At 72.5% G+C, this 16776-nt stretch carries 14 protein-coding genes; 6 read left to right on the top strand and 8 right to left on the bottom strand.

Annotated elements, in window-relative coordinates:
* Positions 1 to 92: 92 nt before the first annotated feature.
* The 3 genes from ABZ707_RS10210 to ABZ707_RS10200 all read right to left on the bottom strand — a co-directional run bounded on the left by ABZ707_RS10210 (position 93) and on the right by ABZ707_RS10200 (position 3663).
* Positions 93 to 1637 carry a PTS transporter subunit EIIC gene (locus ABZ707_RS10210; protein ID WP_360170821.1) on the bottom strand — a complete coding sequence of 515 codons (1545 nt, stop codon included), beginning with the start codon at positions 1635 to 1637 and terminating at the stop codon, positions 93 to 95.
* A gap of 41 nt (positions 1638 to 1678) precedes the next feature.
* Positions 1679 to 2641, bottom strand: coding sequence for an N-acetylmuramic acid 6-phosphate etherase (gene murQ / locus ABZ707_RS10205; RefSeq protein ID WP_360170819.1), 963 nt, complete (start codon positions 2639 to 2641; stop codon positions 1679 to 1681).
* 101 nt (positions 2642 to 2742) lie between these two features.
* The gene (locus ABZ707_RS10200) at positions 2743 to 3663 is read right to left on the bottom strand and encodes a MurR/RpiR family transcriptional regulator (RefSeq protein ID WP_360170817.1); all 921 of its coding nucleotides are present in this window, start codon (positions 3661 to 3663) and stop codon (positions 2743 to 2745) included.
* Positions 3664 to 3804: 141 nt separating this feature from the next.
* On the opposite strand from ABZ707_RS10200, the gene ABZ707_RS10195 reads away from it, so the two are divergent.
* Complete coding sequence (locus tag ABZ707_RS10195) at positions 3805 to 4197, top strand: hypothetical protein (RefSeq protein ID WP_360170814.1); 393 nt, start codon at positions 3805 to 3807, stop codon at positions 4195 to 4197.
* Entirely contained in the window at positions 4194 to 4463 is a 270-nt protein-coding gene (locus ABZ707_RS10190; protein WP_360170811.1) for a DUF4031 domain-containing protein, read from the top strand. The genes ABZ707_RS10195 and ABZ707_RS10190 overlap by 4 nt, the downstream gene beginning before the upstream one ends.
* Before the next feature lie 32 nt (positions 4464 to 4495).
* Here the strand turns inward: ABZ707_RS10190 and ABZ707_RS10185 are convergent, their stop codons facing one another.
* From ABZ707_RS10185 to ABZ707_RS10175, 3 genes are all read right to left on the bottom strand, one after another.
* Positions 4496 to 5707 carry a Cmx/CmrA family chloramphenicol efflux MFS transporter gene (locus ABZ707_RS10185; RefSeq protein WP_360171348.1) on the bottom strand — a complete coding sequence of 404 codons (1212 nt, stop codon included), beginning with the start codon at positions 5705 to 5707 and terminating at the stop codon, positions 4496 to 4498.
* Positions 5708 to 5789: 82 nt separating this feature from the next.
* Positions 5790 to 6470 (bottom strand): hypothetical protein, encoded by a 681-nt coding sequence (locus tag ABZ707_RS10180; protein WP_360171345.1) that lies wholly within the window; start codon positions 6468 to 6470, stop codon positions 5790 to 5792.
* A 79-nt stretch (positions 6471 to 6549) separates the two neighbouring features.
* On the bottom strand, positions 6550 to 8826 hold the full coding sequence (locus ABZ707_RS10175; RefSeq protein WP_360170808.1) for a heavy metal translocating P-type ATPase: 2277 nt from the start codon (positions 8824 to 8826) through the stop codon (positions 6550 to 6552).
* A gap of 365 nt (positions 8827 to 9191) precedes the next feature.
* On the opposite strand from ABZ707_RS10175, the gene ABZ707_RS10170 reads away from it, so the two are divergent.
* The gene (locus tag ABZ707_RS10170) at positions 9192 to 9887 is read left to right on the top strand and encodes a copper homeostasis protein CutC (RefSeq protein ID WP_360170805.1); all 696 of its coding nucleotides are present in this window, start codon (positions 9192 to 9194) and stop codon (positions 9885 to 9887) included.
* Between the two features lie 129 nt (positions 9888 to 10016).
* Here the strand turns inward: ABZ707_RS10170 and ABZ707_RS10165 are convergent, their stop codons facing one another.
* Positions 10017 to 12101, bottom strand: a complete 2085-nt coding sequence (locus ABZ707_RS10165) for a UvrD-helicase domain-containing protein (protein ID WP_360170802.1) — start codon at positions 12099 to 12101, stop codon at positions 10017 to 10019.
* A gap of 364 nt (positions 12102 to 12465) precedes the next feature.
* On the opposite strand from ABZ707_RS10165, the gene ABZ707_RS10160 reads away from it, so the two are divergent.
* Entirely contained in the window at positions 12466 to 12663 is a 198-nt protein-coding gene (locus ABZ707_RS10160; protein WP_360170799.1) for a hypothetical protein, read from the top strand.
* A 111-nt stretch (positions 12664 to 12774) separates the two neighbouring features.
* On the top strand, positions 12775 to 13935 hold the full coding sequence (locus tag ABZ707_RS10155; protein WP_360171342.1) for a glycosyltransferase 87 family protein: 1161 nt from the start codon (positions 12775 to 12777) through the stop codon (positions 13933 to 13935).
* A gap of 29 nt (positions 13936 to 13964) precedes the next feature.
* On the opposite strand, the gene ABZ707_RS10150 is transcribed toward ABZ707_RS10155, so the two are convergent.
* Positions 13965 to 15605 carry a DNA repair helicase XPB gene (locus tag ABZ707_RS10150; protein WP_360170796.1) on the bottom strand — a complete coding sequence of 547 codons (1641 nt, stop codon included), beginning with the start codon at positions 15603 to 15605 and terminating at the stop codon, positions 13965 to 13967.
* A 223-nt stretch (positions 15606 to 15828) separates the two neighbouring features.
* Between ABZ707_RS10150 and ABZ707_RS10145 the strand changes: the two genes are divergently transcribed.
* On the top strand, positions 15829 to 16527 hold the full coding sequence (locus tag ABZ707_RS10145; RefSeq protein ID WP_360170793.1) for a VanZ family protein: 699 nt from the start codon (positions 15829 to 15831) through the stop codon (positions 16525 to 16527).
* Positions 16528 to 16776 lie beyond the last annotated feature (249 nt).

Below are 16776 nucleotides of genomic sequence, written 5' to 3'. Positions count from 1 at the left end.
TAGATGTCCATTACTCATATAATTCCACACTCCCTGACATCTCTGTGAGGCGCCGGTACGCCGCCGCCCGTCGCCGGCCCGGCTCCCCGAGGTCAGGTCCTGGCCGGTGCCTGCCGCGGCGCCGCCGGAGCTGTGCTCGGAGCCGGTACGGCCGCCGCCGGTGCCGTCTCCGGCTCCGGGTCGGTGCCGACGTTGAGCTCGCTCAGCATCGCCCTGGTGAAGCCGAAGTAGTACGTGGCGACGAAGCCCGCGACATAGCCCACCAGCAGGCCGCCGCCATAGACCGCGGCCATCTCGCCCAGGCCCCTGTCGCCGTCGAGCAGCGGGAACAGCGCCCAGCCGGACGGGCCGATCGCCGTCGAGCCGACGGCCGCGCCGAGCTGGTTGAACAGGCCCACGAAGCCGCCGCCGAACGCGCCGCCGACGCAGGCCGTGACAAACGGGCGGCCCAGCGGCAGCGAGACCCCGTAGATCAGCGGCTCGCCGACGCCCAGGAATCCGGCGGGAAGGGCCGACTTGATCGTCCGGCGGATCGAGCCGTTGCGGGGGAGGCGGAAGTAGACCGCCACCGCAGCGCCGACCTGGCCGGCGCCGGCCATGGCGAGGATGGGCAGCAGGACGGTGTAGCCCTGCTGTTCGATGAGCGTCGTGTGAAGGGGGATGAGCGCCTGGTGCAGCCCCAGCATCACCAGTGGCAGGAAGAGACCGCCGAGGACAAAGCCCGCCCCCGAACCGCCGTTGGCCAGGAGCCAGTTGGCGAAGTCACCGATGGCCGTGGAGACCTCGCCGGCCACATACATCAGGCCGAAGACGGTGACCAGACCGGAGACAAGGACGGTCAGTGTCGGCGTCACCAGGACGTCCAGGGCCTCCGGGACCCACCGGCGGCACCACTTCTCCACCTGGACGGCGAGAACCGCCGCGCCGAGCGCCCCCAGCACCCCGCCCTGGCCCGGAGCGAGCTTCTGGCCGAACGCGTCGATGTTCGCGACGCCGGGGAAGACGATGATCGCCGCGACCGCGCCGCCCAGGATCGGCGTACCGCCGAACTCCCGTGCCGTGTTGTAGCCGACGAAGACGGCGATCAGCGACATGAAGCCGGAGGCCAGCGCGGCGAGCGCCGGGACTATCGCCGGAAGCCAGTGGAGATTGGTCAGCAGGCCGTTGAGACCGGCGATGATGCCGCAGCCGATGAGCGCCGGGATCAGCGGTACGAAGATATTGGCGATCCGGCGCAGGAAGAGCTTGAACGGGGTGGCGTTCCTGGCCTTCCGCTCCGCTCGGATCGCGGCCCCCTGGGCGGCCAGCTCGTCGGCGGTGGTGGCGGTTGCCGTGGGGGCGCCGGCGGGCGCCGGAGCCGGGCCGGGGACGGCCGCCCGCGCCTCCTCCACCAGCGACTCGAACTCGGGGGTGACCCGGGCGACCGTGCCCGGGCCGAGGACGATCTGGTACGTCTCGTCCTCGACCACGCCCATGACGGCGGGCAGCGCCGTGAGCGCCTCGTCCTGGACAAGGGAACGGTCGCGCAGACCGAGGCGGAGCCGGGTCATGCAGTGCGCGATGGAGGAGATGTTTCCGGCGCCGCCGACGAGCGGCAGGATCGCTTCGGCCGTGGCGCGGTTCTTGTCTGTTGCCATGGTGCGTGGTGCCTTGCTGTGCGAGGGGTGGTGCGGGACGTTCAGCCGGTGCTGGTGTGGGCGGCCTGGAGCGCGGCGCGCAGATGGCCGTCGGAGTCGGCGAGGAGCGAGGCCGCGGTGGGGCCGTCGACCTCGCCGAGGATGGTGAGGATGGCGTTCTTCACCTCCCCGCCGGTCGCGGTGAGGGCGGTCTCGATCTCGTCGTCGGTCGCGCCCGTGGCGAGCGCGACGATGCGGCGGGAGCGGGCGCGGAGCTTCTCGTTCGACGCGCGGACGTCGACCATCAGATTTCCGTAGGTCTTGCCGAGCCTGATCATGGTGATCGTCGAGATCATGTTCAGGACGAGCTTCTGCGCCGTACCGGCCTTGAGGCGGGTGGAGCCCGTCAGCAGTTCGGGGCCGACGACGATCTCGATGCCGTGCTCGGCCGCCGCGGCCAGCGCGCTGCCGGCGTTGCAGGACAGGCCGATGGTGAGCGCGCCGAGGCGACGGGCGTGCTCGACCGCGCCGATCGCGTACGGGGTGCGGCCGGAGGCGGAGATGCCGACCACCGTGTCGGCCGCGGTGAGCTTCAGGCCGTCCAGGTCGGCGGCGGCCATCTCCTTGGAGTCCTCGGCGCCCTCGACGGCGGTCACCAGCGCGGTGGGGCCGCCCGCGATCAGACCGACGACCTCGTCCGGGTCCGTGTTGAAGGTGGGCGGGCACTCGCTGGCGTCCAGCACGCCGAGCCGTCCCGCCGTGCCCGCGCCCGCGTAGATCAGCCGGCCGCCGCGGGCGGCCCGCTCGGCGGTGGCGTCGATGGCGGCGGCGATCAGCGGGATCCGTGCGGCGACGGCGGTGGGGACGGTGCTGTCCTCGCCGTTCATGATCGTGGCGATGTCCAGGGTGGAGAGCTGGTCGATCTCGGCCAGCTCCGGGCGGAACTCCTCGGTGGTGAGCGTGTCGAGCTGCGCGCGGAGGTCGCCGTACCGGGGTGTCGCGGAGTCGGCGGGCGTGGAGGTCATGAAGCCGGGGCTCTTTCTTCTGCGGGTGCGGGTGCGGGTGCGGGTGCGGCGTCGGGCGGCACGGGCGGGTCTGCCGGGGCGGGCGGGGGCCGGTGCGCCGGTCAGCGGGTGCTGCGCGGGCTGTGGCGGTGCGCGAGGGCCTCGTACGACGCCGAGAGGGCGGGCGCGGCCGTCTCGTAGGTGCGCTGGGCGACCCCTATGAACAGGCAGTCGACGACAAGGAGCTGGCTCGTCCGGCTGGACATGGCGGCCGGGCGCAGCTCGCTCTCCCGCGCGGTGGAGGTCGTCAGCACATGGTCGGCGTACTGCGACACGGGCGCGTCGGGCCGGCCGGTGATCGCGACCGTCGTCGCACCCCGGTCGAAGGCGACCCGGAGCGGCTCGATGACATCGCCGGTGGAGCCGGAGTGGGTGATCGCGATGGCCACATCGCCGGAGCGGAGCTGCACGGCGTTGGTGACGGCGAGGTGCGGGTCGGTGTGGGCGTGCGCGATCAGGCCGATCCGCAGCAGCTTCTGCGCGAGGTCCTGCCCGACGAGGGAGGACGCGCCGACGCCGTAGATGTCGATCCGGCGGGCGGCGGCCGACGCGGCGACGACGGCACCGAGCTGGACGGTGTCGAGCGCGGCGGCCGTGTCGGCCAGGGTCTGCTGCTCGTCGTAGGCGAGCTTGGCGACGACGTCCGCGATCGGGTCGTCCACCGCTATGTCCGCCGTGACGGCGGGAGCGCGGCCCGACTCCTGCTGGGCGGCGAGGCCCGCGAGCGCGAGCCGCAGATCGCGGTAGCCGGGATAGCCGAGGAGGCGCGCTGTGCGGACCACCGTGGCCTCGCTCGTGCCGGTCAGCTCGGCGAGACCGGTGACGGTGAGGGCCGCGCAGCCGGCCGGGTCGCCGGCCACGGCCTCGGCGACGAGTTGCATGGAGCGCGTCATGGACGGCGCGAGCGTCCGCACCTTGGCCGCGAGGGCCGCGGGAGCGGGCGGGGCCACACCGCTGAAACTTTCCTTCACGTCTTGGGTCACGAGTGAAAGATATTTTCACAGCCGTTCGCGGTCAACCCCCTGTCCGGTGGGCGCCACGACGGCCCGCGTACGGCGCGGACGGCCGGAGCCGGCCGCCGCCGGTCGCGGACACCCTCGGGCCGTGGGTGTGAAAATGGCGGGATGGACGACGCGAACCTTGATGTGAACCCGCTGGAGCTGGCGCTGCACGGTGCCCGCGCCCTGGTCCTGGCCGATCTCGCGGCGGACGACGTCGCGAGGCCGGACGTCGTGTCCCTGGTCGAGGAGTCCGTGTCGCATCGCCGCTGGTGGGTGGAGCAGTGGCCCGAGGGCGCCTCCTATGTGACCGGGCTGGTCGCGCAGGACGTCCAGGACGCGCTGCTGGAGCGGTACGGGCGCTGGCCGCTCTGCCCGGTGTGCACCGAGACCGAGCCGCACGCGCTGGACGTCGATCCGGAGCTGGGCCCCGATCCCCGGTGGGTCTGCGCGGAGGCGGGCGTGGTGGTCGCGGCCGTGGGCGCGCTGGACACCGCGGGCCGGGCGGAGACCCCGTGACGGTCTACATCGATCCGCCGACCTGGCCGGGTCACGGCCGGATGTGGTCCCACATGGTGAGTGACGAGTCGTTCGCGGAGCTGCACGCCTTCGCCGCGTCGATCGGCTGCCCCCGGCGCGCGTTCGAACGCGACCACTACGACGTCCCCTCGCACCGCTACCCGGACGCGGTGAGCGCGGGCGCGGTGGAGGTCGGCTCCAAGGAACTCGTCCGCAGGATCACCGAGGCGGGCCTGCGACGGCCCAAGGGCCGCCCGGCGGCCTGATGCCCCGCCAAGGAACGACCGGCGGTCCGGGCTCAGACCTGGGCCCGGTCGTCCGCGACGGCGGGCGCCGGGGACGAGCCCGTGACGATCCGGCTGGGGCTCTTCCGGTGGTGGCGCAGGGACAGCACCGCCAGGCCGATGGCGGCCACCGCCATCGCCGCGCCCGCCCAGGCGGTGGAGGCGAAGCCGAAGTCCGCGTCGATCGCGGCGCCGCCGAGCCACGGGCCGCCCGCGTTGCCCAGATTGAACGCGGCGGTGGCGGTGGCCCCGGCGAGGGTGGGCGCCGCGGCCGCGATGTTGAACATACGGGCGTTGAGCGCCGGGGCCGTGTAGAAGGCCGAGACACCGAGGAGGAAGGTCAGGATGACGACGGCGACCGGGTTCGAGGCGGTGAGCGCCAGCACGCCCAGCAGGACCGCCGACGCGGTGACACCGCTGATCATCACGCCGAAGAGATGCGCGTCCGCGTACCGTCCGCCGACGGCCGTACCGACGAGCGCGCCGACGCCGAAGAGCGCGAGCACGGTCGGGACCCAGCCGTCGTCCATCCCGGCCACGTCCGTGAGCAGCGGGGCGAGATACGAGAAGGCGCAGAAGACCCCGCCGGCGGCGAGCGCCGTGACGGCGATGGCCAGCCAGACCTGCCGGTCGCGGTAGATGGTCACCTCCCGCCGGAGCCGCGGCTTCTCGGCCGGCAGCGGGATACGCGGGATCAGGGTCAGCACCCCGATCAGCGCGACGGCGGACGAGGCGCCGACCGCCCAGAACGCGGAGCGCCAGCCGAGGTGTTCGCCGAGGAAGGCGCCGGCCGGCACCCCGAGCACATTCGCGATGGACAGTCCGCCGATCATCACGGCCATGGCGCGCGCCCGCGCGTTGAGCGGGACCATCGCGATGGCGACGGCCGCGCCGACCGCCCAGAATCCGGCGCAGGCGAAGGCGCTGATCACCCGGGACGCGAAGAGCACCTCATAGGTCGGCGCGAGCGCGCCGGCGACCTGGCCCAGGCCGAAGACCGAGATCAGGACGACCAGCGTGGTCCGGCGCGGGAGCCGCAGCGTGGCCACCGCGAGCAGCGGCGCGCCGACCACCATGCCGATCGCGAAGGCCGAGATGAGGAGCCCGGCGGTGGGGATGGACACGTCCATGTCGTCGGCGAGGGACGGCAGCAGACCGGAGAGCATGAACTCACTGGTGCCGAGCGCGAAGACCGAGAGACCGAGGATGTAGACGGCGAGCGGCATACGGGAGCGACGATCGGCGGAGTCAGGCATGACAGCAGACAACGCCCCGGTCCGCCGCCGCATTCCCGGTGGCCCGCGGGCGTCAGCCGGTGCCGTCCGTCCCGGCCGTGAGGGTCCGCAGCTCCGCCGCGAGGTTCGCGCGGGCCCGCGCCTCCCACTCCCCGGCGCCGTACGGGGTGCGGAACAGGCTCGGCAGCGCGAGGAGTTGCTCCAGTACGGCGGCCCGCCCCGCGCGGAAGGCGTCGTCCGGGACAAAGCCGTACTCCTCCCGCACCGCCGCCGCGTAGCGGGCGTACGCGTCGGGTGCCGAGGCCAGGATCGCGAGGTCGGCGTCGCACAGGACCGCGCCGTTCCGGTCGCCGGGCGCGGCGGCGTGGCCGGTGGTGAGCCGGACGAGCCGGGCGACCTCTGCCGTGCGGTCCCGGCTCAGACCGGCCTCGGGCAGGGCGCGCTCGGCGAGGCGGGCGGAGCGCTCCTCGTTCTCCTCGCGGTCCGGCCGGTAGACGGCGTCGTGGAACCAGGCGGCGAGCCGGACGAGATCGGGATCGTCGGCGTACCCGGCCAGGGTGTCGATGTGATCCAGCACGGTGACGAGATGAGCGGTGGTGTGATACCGCCGCTGCGGCTCGGCCCAGCGGGCCAGCAGCCGGTCGGCGTAGGCGGCGGGATCCGGCGGGCCCCCGGGCCCACCGGCTTCCCGGGGTGTGTCGCGGACGGCGAGCAGCGCCGCGACGAAGCGGCTGCGCGGATCGGGACCGGGCATGTCGGGCATGCGACGACGATAAGCCCGGGTCCCGGCACACCCGACGCGGGTGTGCCGGGACCCGGGCGGGCGCCGGATCTCAGGAGGCCCGGAAACCCCGCAGCCGCAGCGAGTTGCCGACGACAAAGACCGAGGAGAAGGCCATGGCGGCTCCCGCGATCATCGGATTCAGCAGGCCGGCCGCGGCGAGCGGCAGCGCGGCGACGTTGTAGGCGAAGGCCCAGAAGAGATTCGTACGGATCGTGCCCAGGGTGCGGCGGGCCAGCCGGATCGCGTCGGCGGCGGCGCGCAGATCGCCGCGTACGAGCGTGAGGTCACCGGCCTCGATGGCCGCGTCGGTGCCGGTGCCCATGGCGAGCCCGAGATCCGCCTGGGCGAGCGCGGCGGCGTCGTTGACGCCGTCACCGACCATGGCGACGCTCCTGCCGTCGGCCTGGAGCTTCTTGATGACCTCGACCTTGTCCTCGGGCATCACCTCCGCGATCACCCGGTCGATGCCCACCTCGGCGGCGACGGACTCGGCCACGGCCTTGTTGTCGCCGGTGAGCAGGATGGGGGTGAGACGCAGGGCGCGCAGCCGGCGGATCGCCTCCGGGCTGGTCTCCTTGACCGCGTCGGCGACTTCGAGAACGGCCCGCGCCTCGCCGTCCCAGGCCACCGCGATGGCCGTACGGCCCGCGGCCTCGGCGGCTTGCGCGGCCCGCTCCAGCTCCGCCGGGAGGCCGATCTCCCACTGCGCGAGCAGCTTCGTCCGGCCCACCAGGACGGCATGGCCCTCGACCACGCCCTGGACGCCGAGCCCCGGGAGGTTCGCGAAGTCCGAGGGCGGGGGCAGGGCGCCGACGCGCTCGGTGGCGCCCTCGGCGACGGCGCGGGCGATGGGGTGCTCCGAGTAGTGCTCCAGTGCGCCCGCCAGCCGCAGCACCTCGGACTCCTGGGCGTCCCGCGCGATGTGCGTGGCGAGCAGGGTCATCCGGCCGGTGGTGACCGTGCCGGTCTTGTCGAGGACGACCGTGTCGACGCGGCGCGTGGACTCCAGTACCTCGGGGCCCTTGATCAGGATGCCGAGCTGCGCGCCGCGCCCGGTGCCGACCATCAGCGCGGTCGGAGTGGCCAGGCCCAGGGCGCAGGGGCAGGCGATGATCAGTACGGCCACGGCGGCGGTGAAGGCGGCGGTCAGGCCCGCGCCGGTGCCCAGCCAGAAGCCGAGCGTGGCGAGCGAGAGGACCATCACGACCGGCACGAACACGGCGGAGATCCTGTCGGCGAGACGCTGGACGGCGGCCTTGCCGTTCTGCGCGTCCTCCACCATGCGGGCCATCCGGGCGAGCTGGGTGTCGGCGCCGACCCGGGTGGCCTCGACGACGAGCCGGCCGCCCGCGTTGAGCGTCGCGCCCGTCACCGCGTCGCCGGCCGCGACCTCGACGGGCACCGACTCTCCGGTGAGCATCGAGGCGTCGACGGCCGAGGAGCCCTCGACGACGGTGCCGTCGGTGGCGATCTTCTCGCCGGGCCGTACGACGAAGTGGTCACCGGCCTTCAGCTCCGCCGTGGGCAGGGTGACCTCGCGTCCGTCGCGCAGGACGGTGACCTCCCGGGCGCCCAGCTCCATCAGCGCGCGGAGCGCGGCCCCGGCCTTGCGCTTGGAGCGGACCTCGAAGAAACGCCCGGCGAGGATGAACGCGGTGACCCCGGCGGCGGCTTCGAGATAGATGTTCCCGGTGCCGTCGCCACGGCTGACGGTCAGCTCGAAGGGATGGGTCATCCCGGGCATGCCCGCCATACCGAAGAACAGCGCCCAGAGCGACCAGAGGAACGCGGCCGACGTCCCGACGGAGATCAGGGTGTCCATCGTCGCCGCGCCATGGCGGGCGTTGACCCAGGCGGCGCGGTGGAAGGGCCAGCCGGCGTAGACGACGACGGGCGCGGCGAGGGTGAGGGAGAGCCACTGCCAGTAGGTGAACTGGAGGGCCGGGATCATGGCCATCGCTATGACGGGTACGGAGAGGACGACGGCGGTGACAAGCCGCTGCCGGAGCGTTGTGAGCTCGTCGCCCCTGCCGCCCCTGTCGCCCCTGCCGCCCCCCGGCTCCGCCGCGGCGGGGTCCGTCCGGGGCGGAGCGGGCTCCTGCGCGGTGTAGCCGGTGGCTTCGACGGTGTCGATCAGGTCCTGGACCGAGAGCGCGTCGCCGGCGTAGCTGACCTTGGCCTTCTCGGTGGCGTAGTTGACGGTCGCCTCGACGCCGTCCATGCGGTTGAGCTTCTTCTCGACACGAGCCGCGCAGGAGGCGCAGGTCATGCCGCCGATCGTCAGCTCGACCTCGGCCGGTGCGCCGCTGGTCTTCGTGGGGCTCATGGCTGACGGCTCCTTGTCATAGACCGATGACACATCTTACCCCCTAGGGGTATCTCTCCTTTCAGGTATACCCCCATGGTGTATGTGAAGCAAGGGTGATCGCGACTTGAGTGGATACCCGCATGGGGTATCACGCGGGTCCTCGGTGAGCGATGGGTCCCGCCGATCCGGGCCGATCCGGGCCGATCCGGGCAGGAGGGGATCGGGCATCGCGCCGGTCCCGGTTCTCCGGGGCCCGTGGCGCGGGTGTCCTGATGCGCCGGGGCGGGGATGCCCCGTAGGCTGGGACATTGGACTAGACCTATAAGTTCATATGTCCACGAGCTTGTGGACGGAACAGCCCGGCTCCCTACGAATGAGGTCTCATGAGCAAGCGTGCAGTCCTGGAGGTGATCGCTCTCGACGCGGAGGACGCGGTCGCCGCCCAGCGCGGAGGTGCGGACCGTCTTGAGCTCGTCACCGACATGGCGGCGGACGGTCTGACCCCGCCCCGCGAGACCTTCGCGAAGATCCGCGCCGCGGTCGGCATCCCGCTGCGGGTGATGCTGCGGGCGGCCGACGGTTTCGCGGTGGGCGACATCGACGCGCTGGTGGAGTCGGCGCGCGGGCTGCGGGCGGAGGGCGCGGAGGAATTCGTGTTCGGCTTCCTCGACGCGGACGGCTCGCCGGACCTGGTGACGGTGGAGCGCCTGGTGGCGGAGCTGGACGGCTGCCCGTGGACGTTCCACCGGGCGATCGACCGGGCGGCGGACCGGGACGCGCTGCGCAAACAGCTCGCGGACCTGCCGGGCCTGGACACCTATCTCACCGCCGGCTCTCCGGCGGGTGTGGACGAGGGCCTGCCGACGCTGCTGGCCGAAGCGGCGGCGGCGGAACGCGGAGAGCCGGGCTACGGCCCCCGGATGCTGGTCGGCGGCGGACTGCGGCTGGACCACCTGCCCGCCCTGCGCGCCTCCGGCGTCACGGCCTTCCACATCGGCGGAGCGGCGCGCCCGGCCGGCTGGTCGGGCGCGGTGTCGCCGGAGGCGGTACGGACATGGCGCGAGGCGGTCGACGCCTGAGCGCGCCGGCGGCGTTGTGCCGGCGCGGTGGGACGGCGGCGGTGGGACGGGGGCGCGCGGTGGCCCCGCCGCCCGCGCCCGGCACGGGAGACACCGCCCGGTCTCTCCCGTACGCGGCGCCCTGGCGCCCTATCCCTTCAGCGCCTCCGGCAGCGGCGCCGCGTGCAGGACCGTGAGGCCGGAGACCGCACGGGTGAGCGCCACATACAGCCGCCGCAGGCCCGTGCGCTCGTCGGGTTCGCCGTCCACGACCGCCGCGGGCTCGTCCAGCACCACGTAGTCGTACTCCAGCCCCTTCGCCAGTGACGCGGGCACCAGCGTCAGCCGCGAGGAGGCCGTCGTCTCCTCACCCGGCGCGAGATACGCCATCCCCGCCGCCTCCAGCGCCTCCGCCAGCGCCGGGATCCGCGCGTCCGCCGCGATCAGCCCGATCGATCCCTCGTGCGCCAGCGACTCGGCACACGCCGCGACCACCGCCGCGTCAAGGTCACTGGGGTCGCCGGGGTCCCCGGCGACCGCGCGTACCGAGAGCGAGCCCGGCGCCTCCCGCACCGACTCCACCTCGGCCAGGCCCGGCGAGATCGCGGGCAGCAGCCGGGACGCGTACGCGATCACCTCGCGCGGCACTCGGAAGCCCGCCGTCAGCTCCTCCACCACGGCGTCCGGCTTGCCGAGATGCCGCAGCGCGTCCGCCCAGCTCGCGGTCGCCCAGGGGGTCGTCCCCTGGGCCAGATCGCCCAGCACCGTCGCCGAGCCGGTGGAGCAGCGCCGGCCCACCGCCCGGTACTGCATGGGGGACAGGTCCTGCGCCTCGTCCAGCACCACATGCCCCAACGAGTGCGTGCGGGCGACCAGATCACCCGCCTCGTCGATCAGCACCGCGTCCGCGGGCGACCACTTCACCGACTTCACGCTCCGCGCGGGCTTCGCCCACAGGATCGTCTTCTGCTCGTCGGCCGTCAGCACCCCCTCGGCGTGCGCGGCCAGGAAGTCCGCGTCGGAGAGCAGCCGCAGCACCAGCTTCGCCGGGTCGACCGGCGGCCAGATCGCCTTCACCGCCGCCTTCACCGCGGGATTGCGGGCCACCGCGTTCTGCACCCGGTCGTCGGGTGCCTCGCCCGCCTGTTCCATCTGGACGAGCACGGCGTGCGCGATCCGCTGGGGCAGCGCCTCGTGCGCGGCGCCGTAGCGGATGTCCCGCTCCAGCAACTGCCCGACGATCTCTTCGAGCGTGTACACCGGCACCCGCCAGCGCCGGGAGCCGCGTACGACCACGACCGGTTCCGTGGGCGGGGTCACATGGGACCGCACCGCCCGCCGCAGGACCTCGGCCATCCGCGCGTCGCCCTTGATGACGGCCGCGTCCGCGGCGTCCGTGCCCCGCACCTCCACCGAGGCGACCAGACCGTCCACCGTCGACTGCCTGACCTCCAGCTCGCCCAGCGCCGGGAGGACTTGCTCGATGTAGTGCAGGAAGGACGCGTTCGGCCCGATGACCAGCGTGCCGGTGCGCGCCAGCCGCTCGCGGTGCGCGTACAGCAGATACGCGACCCGGTGCAGACCGACGGCCGTCTTCCCGGTGCCCGGCCCGCCCTGGACACACACGGTGCCGCCGAGGCCGCTCCGGACGATCTCGTCCTGTTCTGGCTGGATGGTCGCGACGATGTCCCGCATGGGACCGACACGGGGCCGCTCGATCTCGGCCTGGAGCAGCTTGCTGGACTGCGCCGCCTCGGCCGGGTCGGAGAGGTGCTCGTCCTCGTACGCGGTGAGGTCACCGGCGGTGTAACCGAAGCGGCGGCGCAGCGCGACATCCAGCGGGTCCTTCTTCGAGGCCCGGTAGAACGGCTGGGAGACGGGCGCGCGCCAGTCGATGACCATGGGATCGCCGTCGGCATCGTGGACATGGCGCCGGCCGATGTAGAAGCGCTCGCCCTCGGCGCCCTCGGCCTCCGCGCCTCCGACGGCGTGCAGATAGTCGAGGCGGCCGAAGAAGAGCGGGGTGTGCGAGAGGTCGGCGAGGGCTTTGACGCGCTCCTCGATCTGCGCCTCCAGGACGGCGGCGTTGACCCAGTTCGCGGTGACATCGCGGATGTCGAGCGCCTGGACGTCCTCGCGCATGGCGCGCAGCGCCGCGCGGGAGGCGCCGAGATGAGCGCGCTCGCGTGCGAGCGGGTCGGTGGTGTGGTCGGGTTCGGGGTCGTGCGCGGGCACGGTGTCGCCTCCGGGGGCTGTACGCGGGCCGACGGGACGCGGCCCCGTCGGACGACGGGCCGGCGGTGTCCGGTCGGCGTGGAACACGTCATGGCGGTCGTCCGGTTTCCGTCCGGACGACGGCACTCCGCAAGGGAGGCGGGCAAGAGGGGCGATTGTAGCCAGCGGGGGACGAGCGGGCGAACGCTTTTCTCCGCCTCGGGCGCGGGCGCCCGCCGCGCCGGGCTCGGGGCGCCCACGCCGAGGCGTACAGCACGTGTCCGTCCCGTGGGGGATCCCGTATACCCCGAGTCGTACGCGCGCGTGGGCCGCGTTCCGTCCGGGGAGCGATGTGCCAACTATGTCCGGAATCCATCATGGAGGTATGAGTACTGCGACCTTTCCCCCGTCCCACGCCCGGCAGAGCCCGCCGCTTCCCGGCGCGACCGCCACGGGCGCCATCCCCCACCCCGCCCATCACCTCGGTAACGCGCTGCGCGCGGTCAAGGTCTTTGTGAGCGCCGCTTTCCAGGTGTCCATACTCGGGGAGTACGCCGAGGAGGCAGGCGTCAAACGCCGTTGACCTGTACGGTCCCTGCCTTCTTCCCGTCCGGTCCCCGTGCGGTCCTTATCCATTAGGGTCGCGGCCGTGACCTACCGGACCGTGACCCTCCGCTCACTCATCGCAGTGGGCCTGCTCACCCTGTCGCTGGCCGCGCTCGCCCTCCTCTGCGTCGCGCAGCACATCGAAATGGCCGACACGCTCGTCTACCGGGCGGAAGGCGCGGCCGTCGTCGACGGTACCGATCTCTACGGGTTCACGGTCACCGAGTGGCAGCTCCCCGCCACCTATCCGCCGTTCGCCGCGATCCTCTTCGTACCGACCACCTGGCTGCCGGTCGGCGCCCTCAAGGTCGCCTTCGTCGCCGGGAACGCCGCGCTGATGGCGCTCTTCGTGCACCTGTCCTGGCGGTTCGCGGGCCTGCGCACCGGGCGCGCGCCGGTCGTCGTCGCCGTCGCGCTCGGGCTCTGGCTCGAACCGGTCTTCCAGACCGTCCTCTTCGGACAGATCAACCTCGCCCTCGCCTGCCTCGTCCTCTGGGACCTGTCGAGGCCGGAACACGCGCTCGGCAAGGGCTTCGCCCTCGGCGTCGCGGCGGGCATCAAGCTGACGCCGGCCGTCTTCATCGTCTATCTGCTGATGACCGGACGGGTACGGTCCGGCCTGATCGCCGTCGCCTCGCTCACCGGCACCGTGCTGCTCGGCGTGCTGGTGCTCCCGGAGGCCAGTGGCGAGTTCTGGACAGGACGGCTCTTCGAGACCGGCCGGGTCGGCAAGACCTTCGTCGTGGACAACCAGTCGCTGCGCGGCCTGCTGGCGCGCTTCTCGCACAGCCCGGAGCCGGGCGCGGTATGGGTGGTGACCGCCGGGCTCACGGCCGTCGCCGGGCTGTGGACCGCCCGCCGCGCCGTCGTCAGGGCAGGTCTGGAGACCTGGGGCGTGCTGGTCACGGCGCTGACGGCGCTGCTCGTCTCACCGATCAGCTGGTCGCACCACTGGGTGTGGTGTGTGCCGCTGCTGGCCGTACTGATCGCGGAGGGCAGGCTCCGCACGGCGGCGGCGGTCGGCGTGGTCTGGACGGCGCGCAGCTTCTGGGCCGTGCCGCACCGCGGCGACCTGGATCTGCGGCTGCCCTGGTGGCAGCAGCCGCTGGCATCGCCGTACCCGCTGTTCGGACTGGGGCTGCTGGCGTTCGCGGCCTGGCGCACGGGCCCGGCCCGGACGGGCGCCAGGGCCGTGCTTCCCGCGCCGCGCCCCGAGACCGGCGTGACCACCCGCGCGGGCACCGGCTGAGCCCCGGCCCCGAGCCTGCGGGACAGCCCTTAGTTCTCGGCCAGCAGCTCGTCCGCGTCCACGATGCGGTACGCGTATCCCTGCTCCGCCAGGAAGCGCTGGCGGTGCGCCGCGAAGTCCTGGTCGATGGTGTCGCGGGCGACGACCGAGTAGAAGCGGGCCTCGTGGCCGTCCGCCTTCGGGCGCAGGACGCGTCCCAGCCGCTGGGCCTCCTCCTGGCGGGAGCCGAACGTCCCCGACACCTGGATCGCGACCGTCGCCTCGGGCAGGTCGATCGAGAAGTTCGCGACCTTGGACACCACGAGCACCGAGATCTCGCCCTGCCGGAACGCCTCGAAGAGCTTCTCGCGCTGTGCGTTGCTGGTCTCGCCCTTGATCACGGGTGCGTCGAGGTGCTCACCCAGCTCGTCGAGCTGGTCGATGTACTGGCCGATGACCAGGGTCTGCTCGCCCTGGTGCTTGCGCACCAGCGCCTCCGTGACCTTGCGCTTGGTCGCCGTCGTGGCGCAGAAGCGGTACTTCTCCTCCGCCTCGGCGGTCGCGTACGCCAGCCGCTCGCTGTCGGTGAGATTCACCCGCACCTCGACACAGTCCGCCGGAGCGATGTAGCCCTGCGCCTCGATCTCCTTCCACGGGGCGTCGAAGCGCTTCGGGCCGATCAGCGAGAAGACGTCCGACTCGCGGCCGTCCTCCCGTACGAGCGTCGCGGTCAGCCCGAGCCGGCGCCGCGCCTGGAGGTCCGCGGTGAACTTGAAGACGGGCGCGGGCAGCAGATGCACCTCGTCGTACACGATCAGTCCCCAGTCGCGGGAGTCGAACAGCTCCAGGTGCGGATAGACGCCCTTGCGACGTGTCGTCAGCACCTGGTACGTGGCGATGGTGACCGGCCGGATCTCCTTCCGGGTACCGCTGTACTCACCGATCTCGTCCTCGGTCAGCGAGGTGCGCTTCACCAGCTCGTGCTTCCACTGGCGGGCCGAGACGGTGTTGGTGACCAGGATCAGCGTGGTCGCCTTGGCCTGTGCCATCGCACCGGCGCCGACCAGCGTCTTTCCCGCGCCACAGGGCAGGACGACGACACCCGAGCCGCCGTGCCAGAAGCCTTCCACGGCCTGCTTCTGGTACGGGCGCAGCGCCCAGCCGGACTCGTCAAGCTCGATGGCGTGCGCCTCGCCGTCGACATAACCGGCGAGGTCCTCGGCGGGCCAGCCCAGCTTGAGGAGCGTCTGCTTGATCTGGCCGCGCTCGGACGGGTGCACAACGACGGTGTCCGGGTCGATCCGGGCGCCGACCAGCGGCTGGACCTTCTTGGAACGGAGGATCTCCTCCAGCACCGGCCGGTCGGTGGAGGTGAGGACGAGGCCGTGGGTGGGGTGCTTGGAGAGGGTGAGCCGTCCGTAGCGGGCCATCGTCTCGGCGACGTCGACGAGCAGGGCGTGCGGTACGGGATAGCGGGAGTACTCCACGAGCGCGTCGACCACCTGCTCGGCGTCGTGCCCGGCGGCGCGGGCGTTCCACAGGCCGAGCGGGGTCAGCCGGTAGGTGTGGATGTGCTCCGGAGCACGCTCCAGTTCGGCGAAGGGCGCGATGGCGCGACGGCACGCGTCCGCCTGCTCGTGGTCGACCTCAAGCAGGAGGGTTTTGTCGCTCTGGACGATCAGGCAGGACACGCAAACCTCCGCGGACGGGACGGGCTGAACTATCCATGGTCCCTCATCGGGCGGCGCACGGGTGCGGCGCCGTCGCACCCGAGGAGCCGAGGGGGCCCACGGAGGTCCCGGTCCCGGCGCGGCCGGGGGCCTCTGTCCGGGTCTGTCCGCCCGTTCTCATCCCGGAGGACGCGCGCGGCGTATCCGGCGGGGGCCTGGGCAACAGGGGGCTATGACCGCTGAAATGGAAAGGCCCGGGCCGGGGAGCGCCGCCCGGAGGGGTAATTCATGGGGCAGGACCGCACTGCGGGTGATCATCCTGGTGGCGGCCTTCGCCGCGCTGGTGGCATTCTCCGCGGTGCTGGCCGAACTGACCCTGACGCCGTCTCCGGCCTCCGCCGAGATCGCCGGATCCAATCTTCAGCCCGGTCATTCGCTGCGGCAGTACCTGGAGGACTACACGTTCCTCGCCGCCTGCAAGCAGCTCGGCGGCAACATCCTGATGGGCGTGCCCTTCGGTCTCATCCTCCCGGTGCTTGTGCCGCGCCGGCTGGGAATGGTGCGCGTGGTGCTGCTGACCGGCGTCGTGATGGCCCTCGTCGAGCTGGCGCAGGGCTCGATCGTCCAGGGCCGCGCCTTCGACGTGGACGATGTCATCCTGAACACCAGCGGCGCCCTGCTCGGCTATCTGCTGCTGGGACGCCGCATCGGCCGCCGCTACCACGCGCTGGGGATGCCGGCGACCGCCGACGCGAAGGCCGGGCCGGCCGCGGAACAGAAGACCCCGGCGAAGCCGAAGCCGGCCCCGAAGCGCCCGTCCACCGCCAAGCCGAAGGCCGCCGCGGTCAAGCCCAAGCGGTCCGCCGCCGCCCGGGGCGAGTCCTGGACCGGGCGCTTCGGCCGGCTCGGACGAGAGCGCGGACCGGCCCGGCCGGGCCGCTGACCCGTACGTACACCTCTCCGCCCCCGGCCGGTCCCGCGAACGCGGGGCCGGCCGCGCTGTGTCCGGTCCCGTCCGCGCCGCCCGAGCGGATCCAGAGTTCTTATACGGAATTCCTGTCCACATACTTGAAGAGCGTGAGGCCCTTCACTACCTTCCCCTTGTTGGAAGCGGCACTTGTGTTCAGTCCACTGAACATGAGGGTGTCTACCGCGCCTGCTTCGGCCACCCGTGAGGAAGGCACTTCACCGT

The sequence above is a fragment of the Streptomyces sp. NPDC006923 genome (assembly GCF_040635655.1).
Classification (GTDB): domain Bacteria; phylum Actinomycetota; class Actinomycetes; order Streptomycetales; family Streptomycetaceae; genus Streptomyces.
The sequence above is the reverse complement of the archived record's forward strand: the minus strand, read 5'-3'. Positions and strand labels throughout refer to the sequence as shown.

Coding starts and splice junctions, on each gene's coding strand:
- ABZ707_RS10210 (WP_360170821.1), bottom strand. CDS start 1,637: ATGGCAACAGACAAGAACCGCGCCACGGCCGAAGCGATCCTGCCGCTC.
- murQ (WP_360170819.1), bottom strand. CDS start 2,641: ATGACCTCCACGCCCGCCGACTCCGCGACACCCCGGTACGGCGACCTC.
- ABZ707_RS10195 (WP_360170814.1), top strand. CDS start 3,805: ATGGACGACGCGAACCTTGATGTGAACCCGCTGGAGCTGGCGCTGCAC.
- ABZ707_RS10185 (WP_360171348.1), bottom strand. CDS start 5,707: ATGCCGCTCGCCGTCTACATCCTCGGTCTCTCGGTCTTCGCGCTCGGC.
- ABZ707_RS10180 (WP_360171345.1), bottom strand. CDS start 6,470: ATGCCCGGTCCCGATCCGCGCAGCCGCTTCGTCGCGGCGCTGCTCGCC.
- ABZ707_RS10175 (WP_360170808.1), bottom strand. CDS start 8,826: ATGAGCCCCACGAAGACCAGCGGCGCACCGGCCGAGGTCGAGCTGACG.
- ABZ707_RS10170 (WP_360170805.1), top strand. CDS start 9,192: ATGAGCAAGCGTGCAGTCCTGGAGGTGATCGCTCTCGACGCGGAGGAC.
- ABZ707_RS10160 (WP_360170799.1), top strand. CDS start 12,466: ATGAGTACTGCGACCTTTCCCCCGTCCCACGCCCGGCAGAGCCCGCCG.
- ABZ707_RS10145 (WP_360170793.1), top strand. CDS start 15,829: ATGGAAAGGCCCGGGCCGGGGAGCGCCGCCCGGAGGGGTAATTCATGG.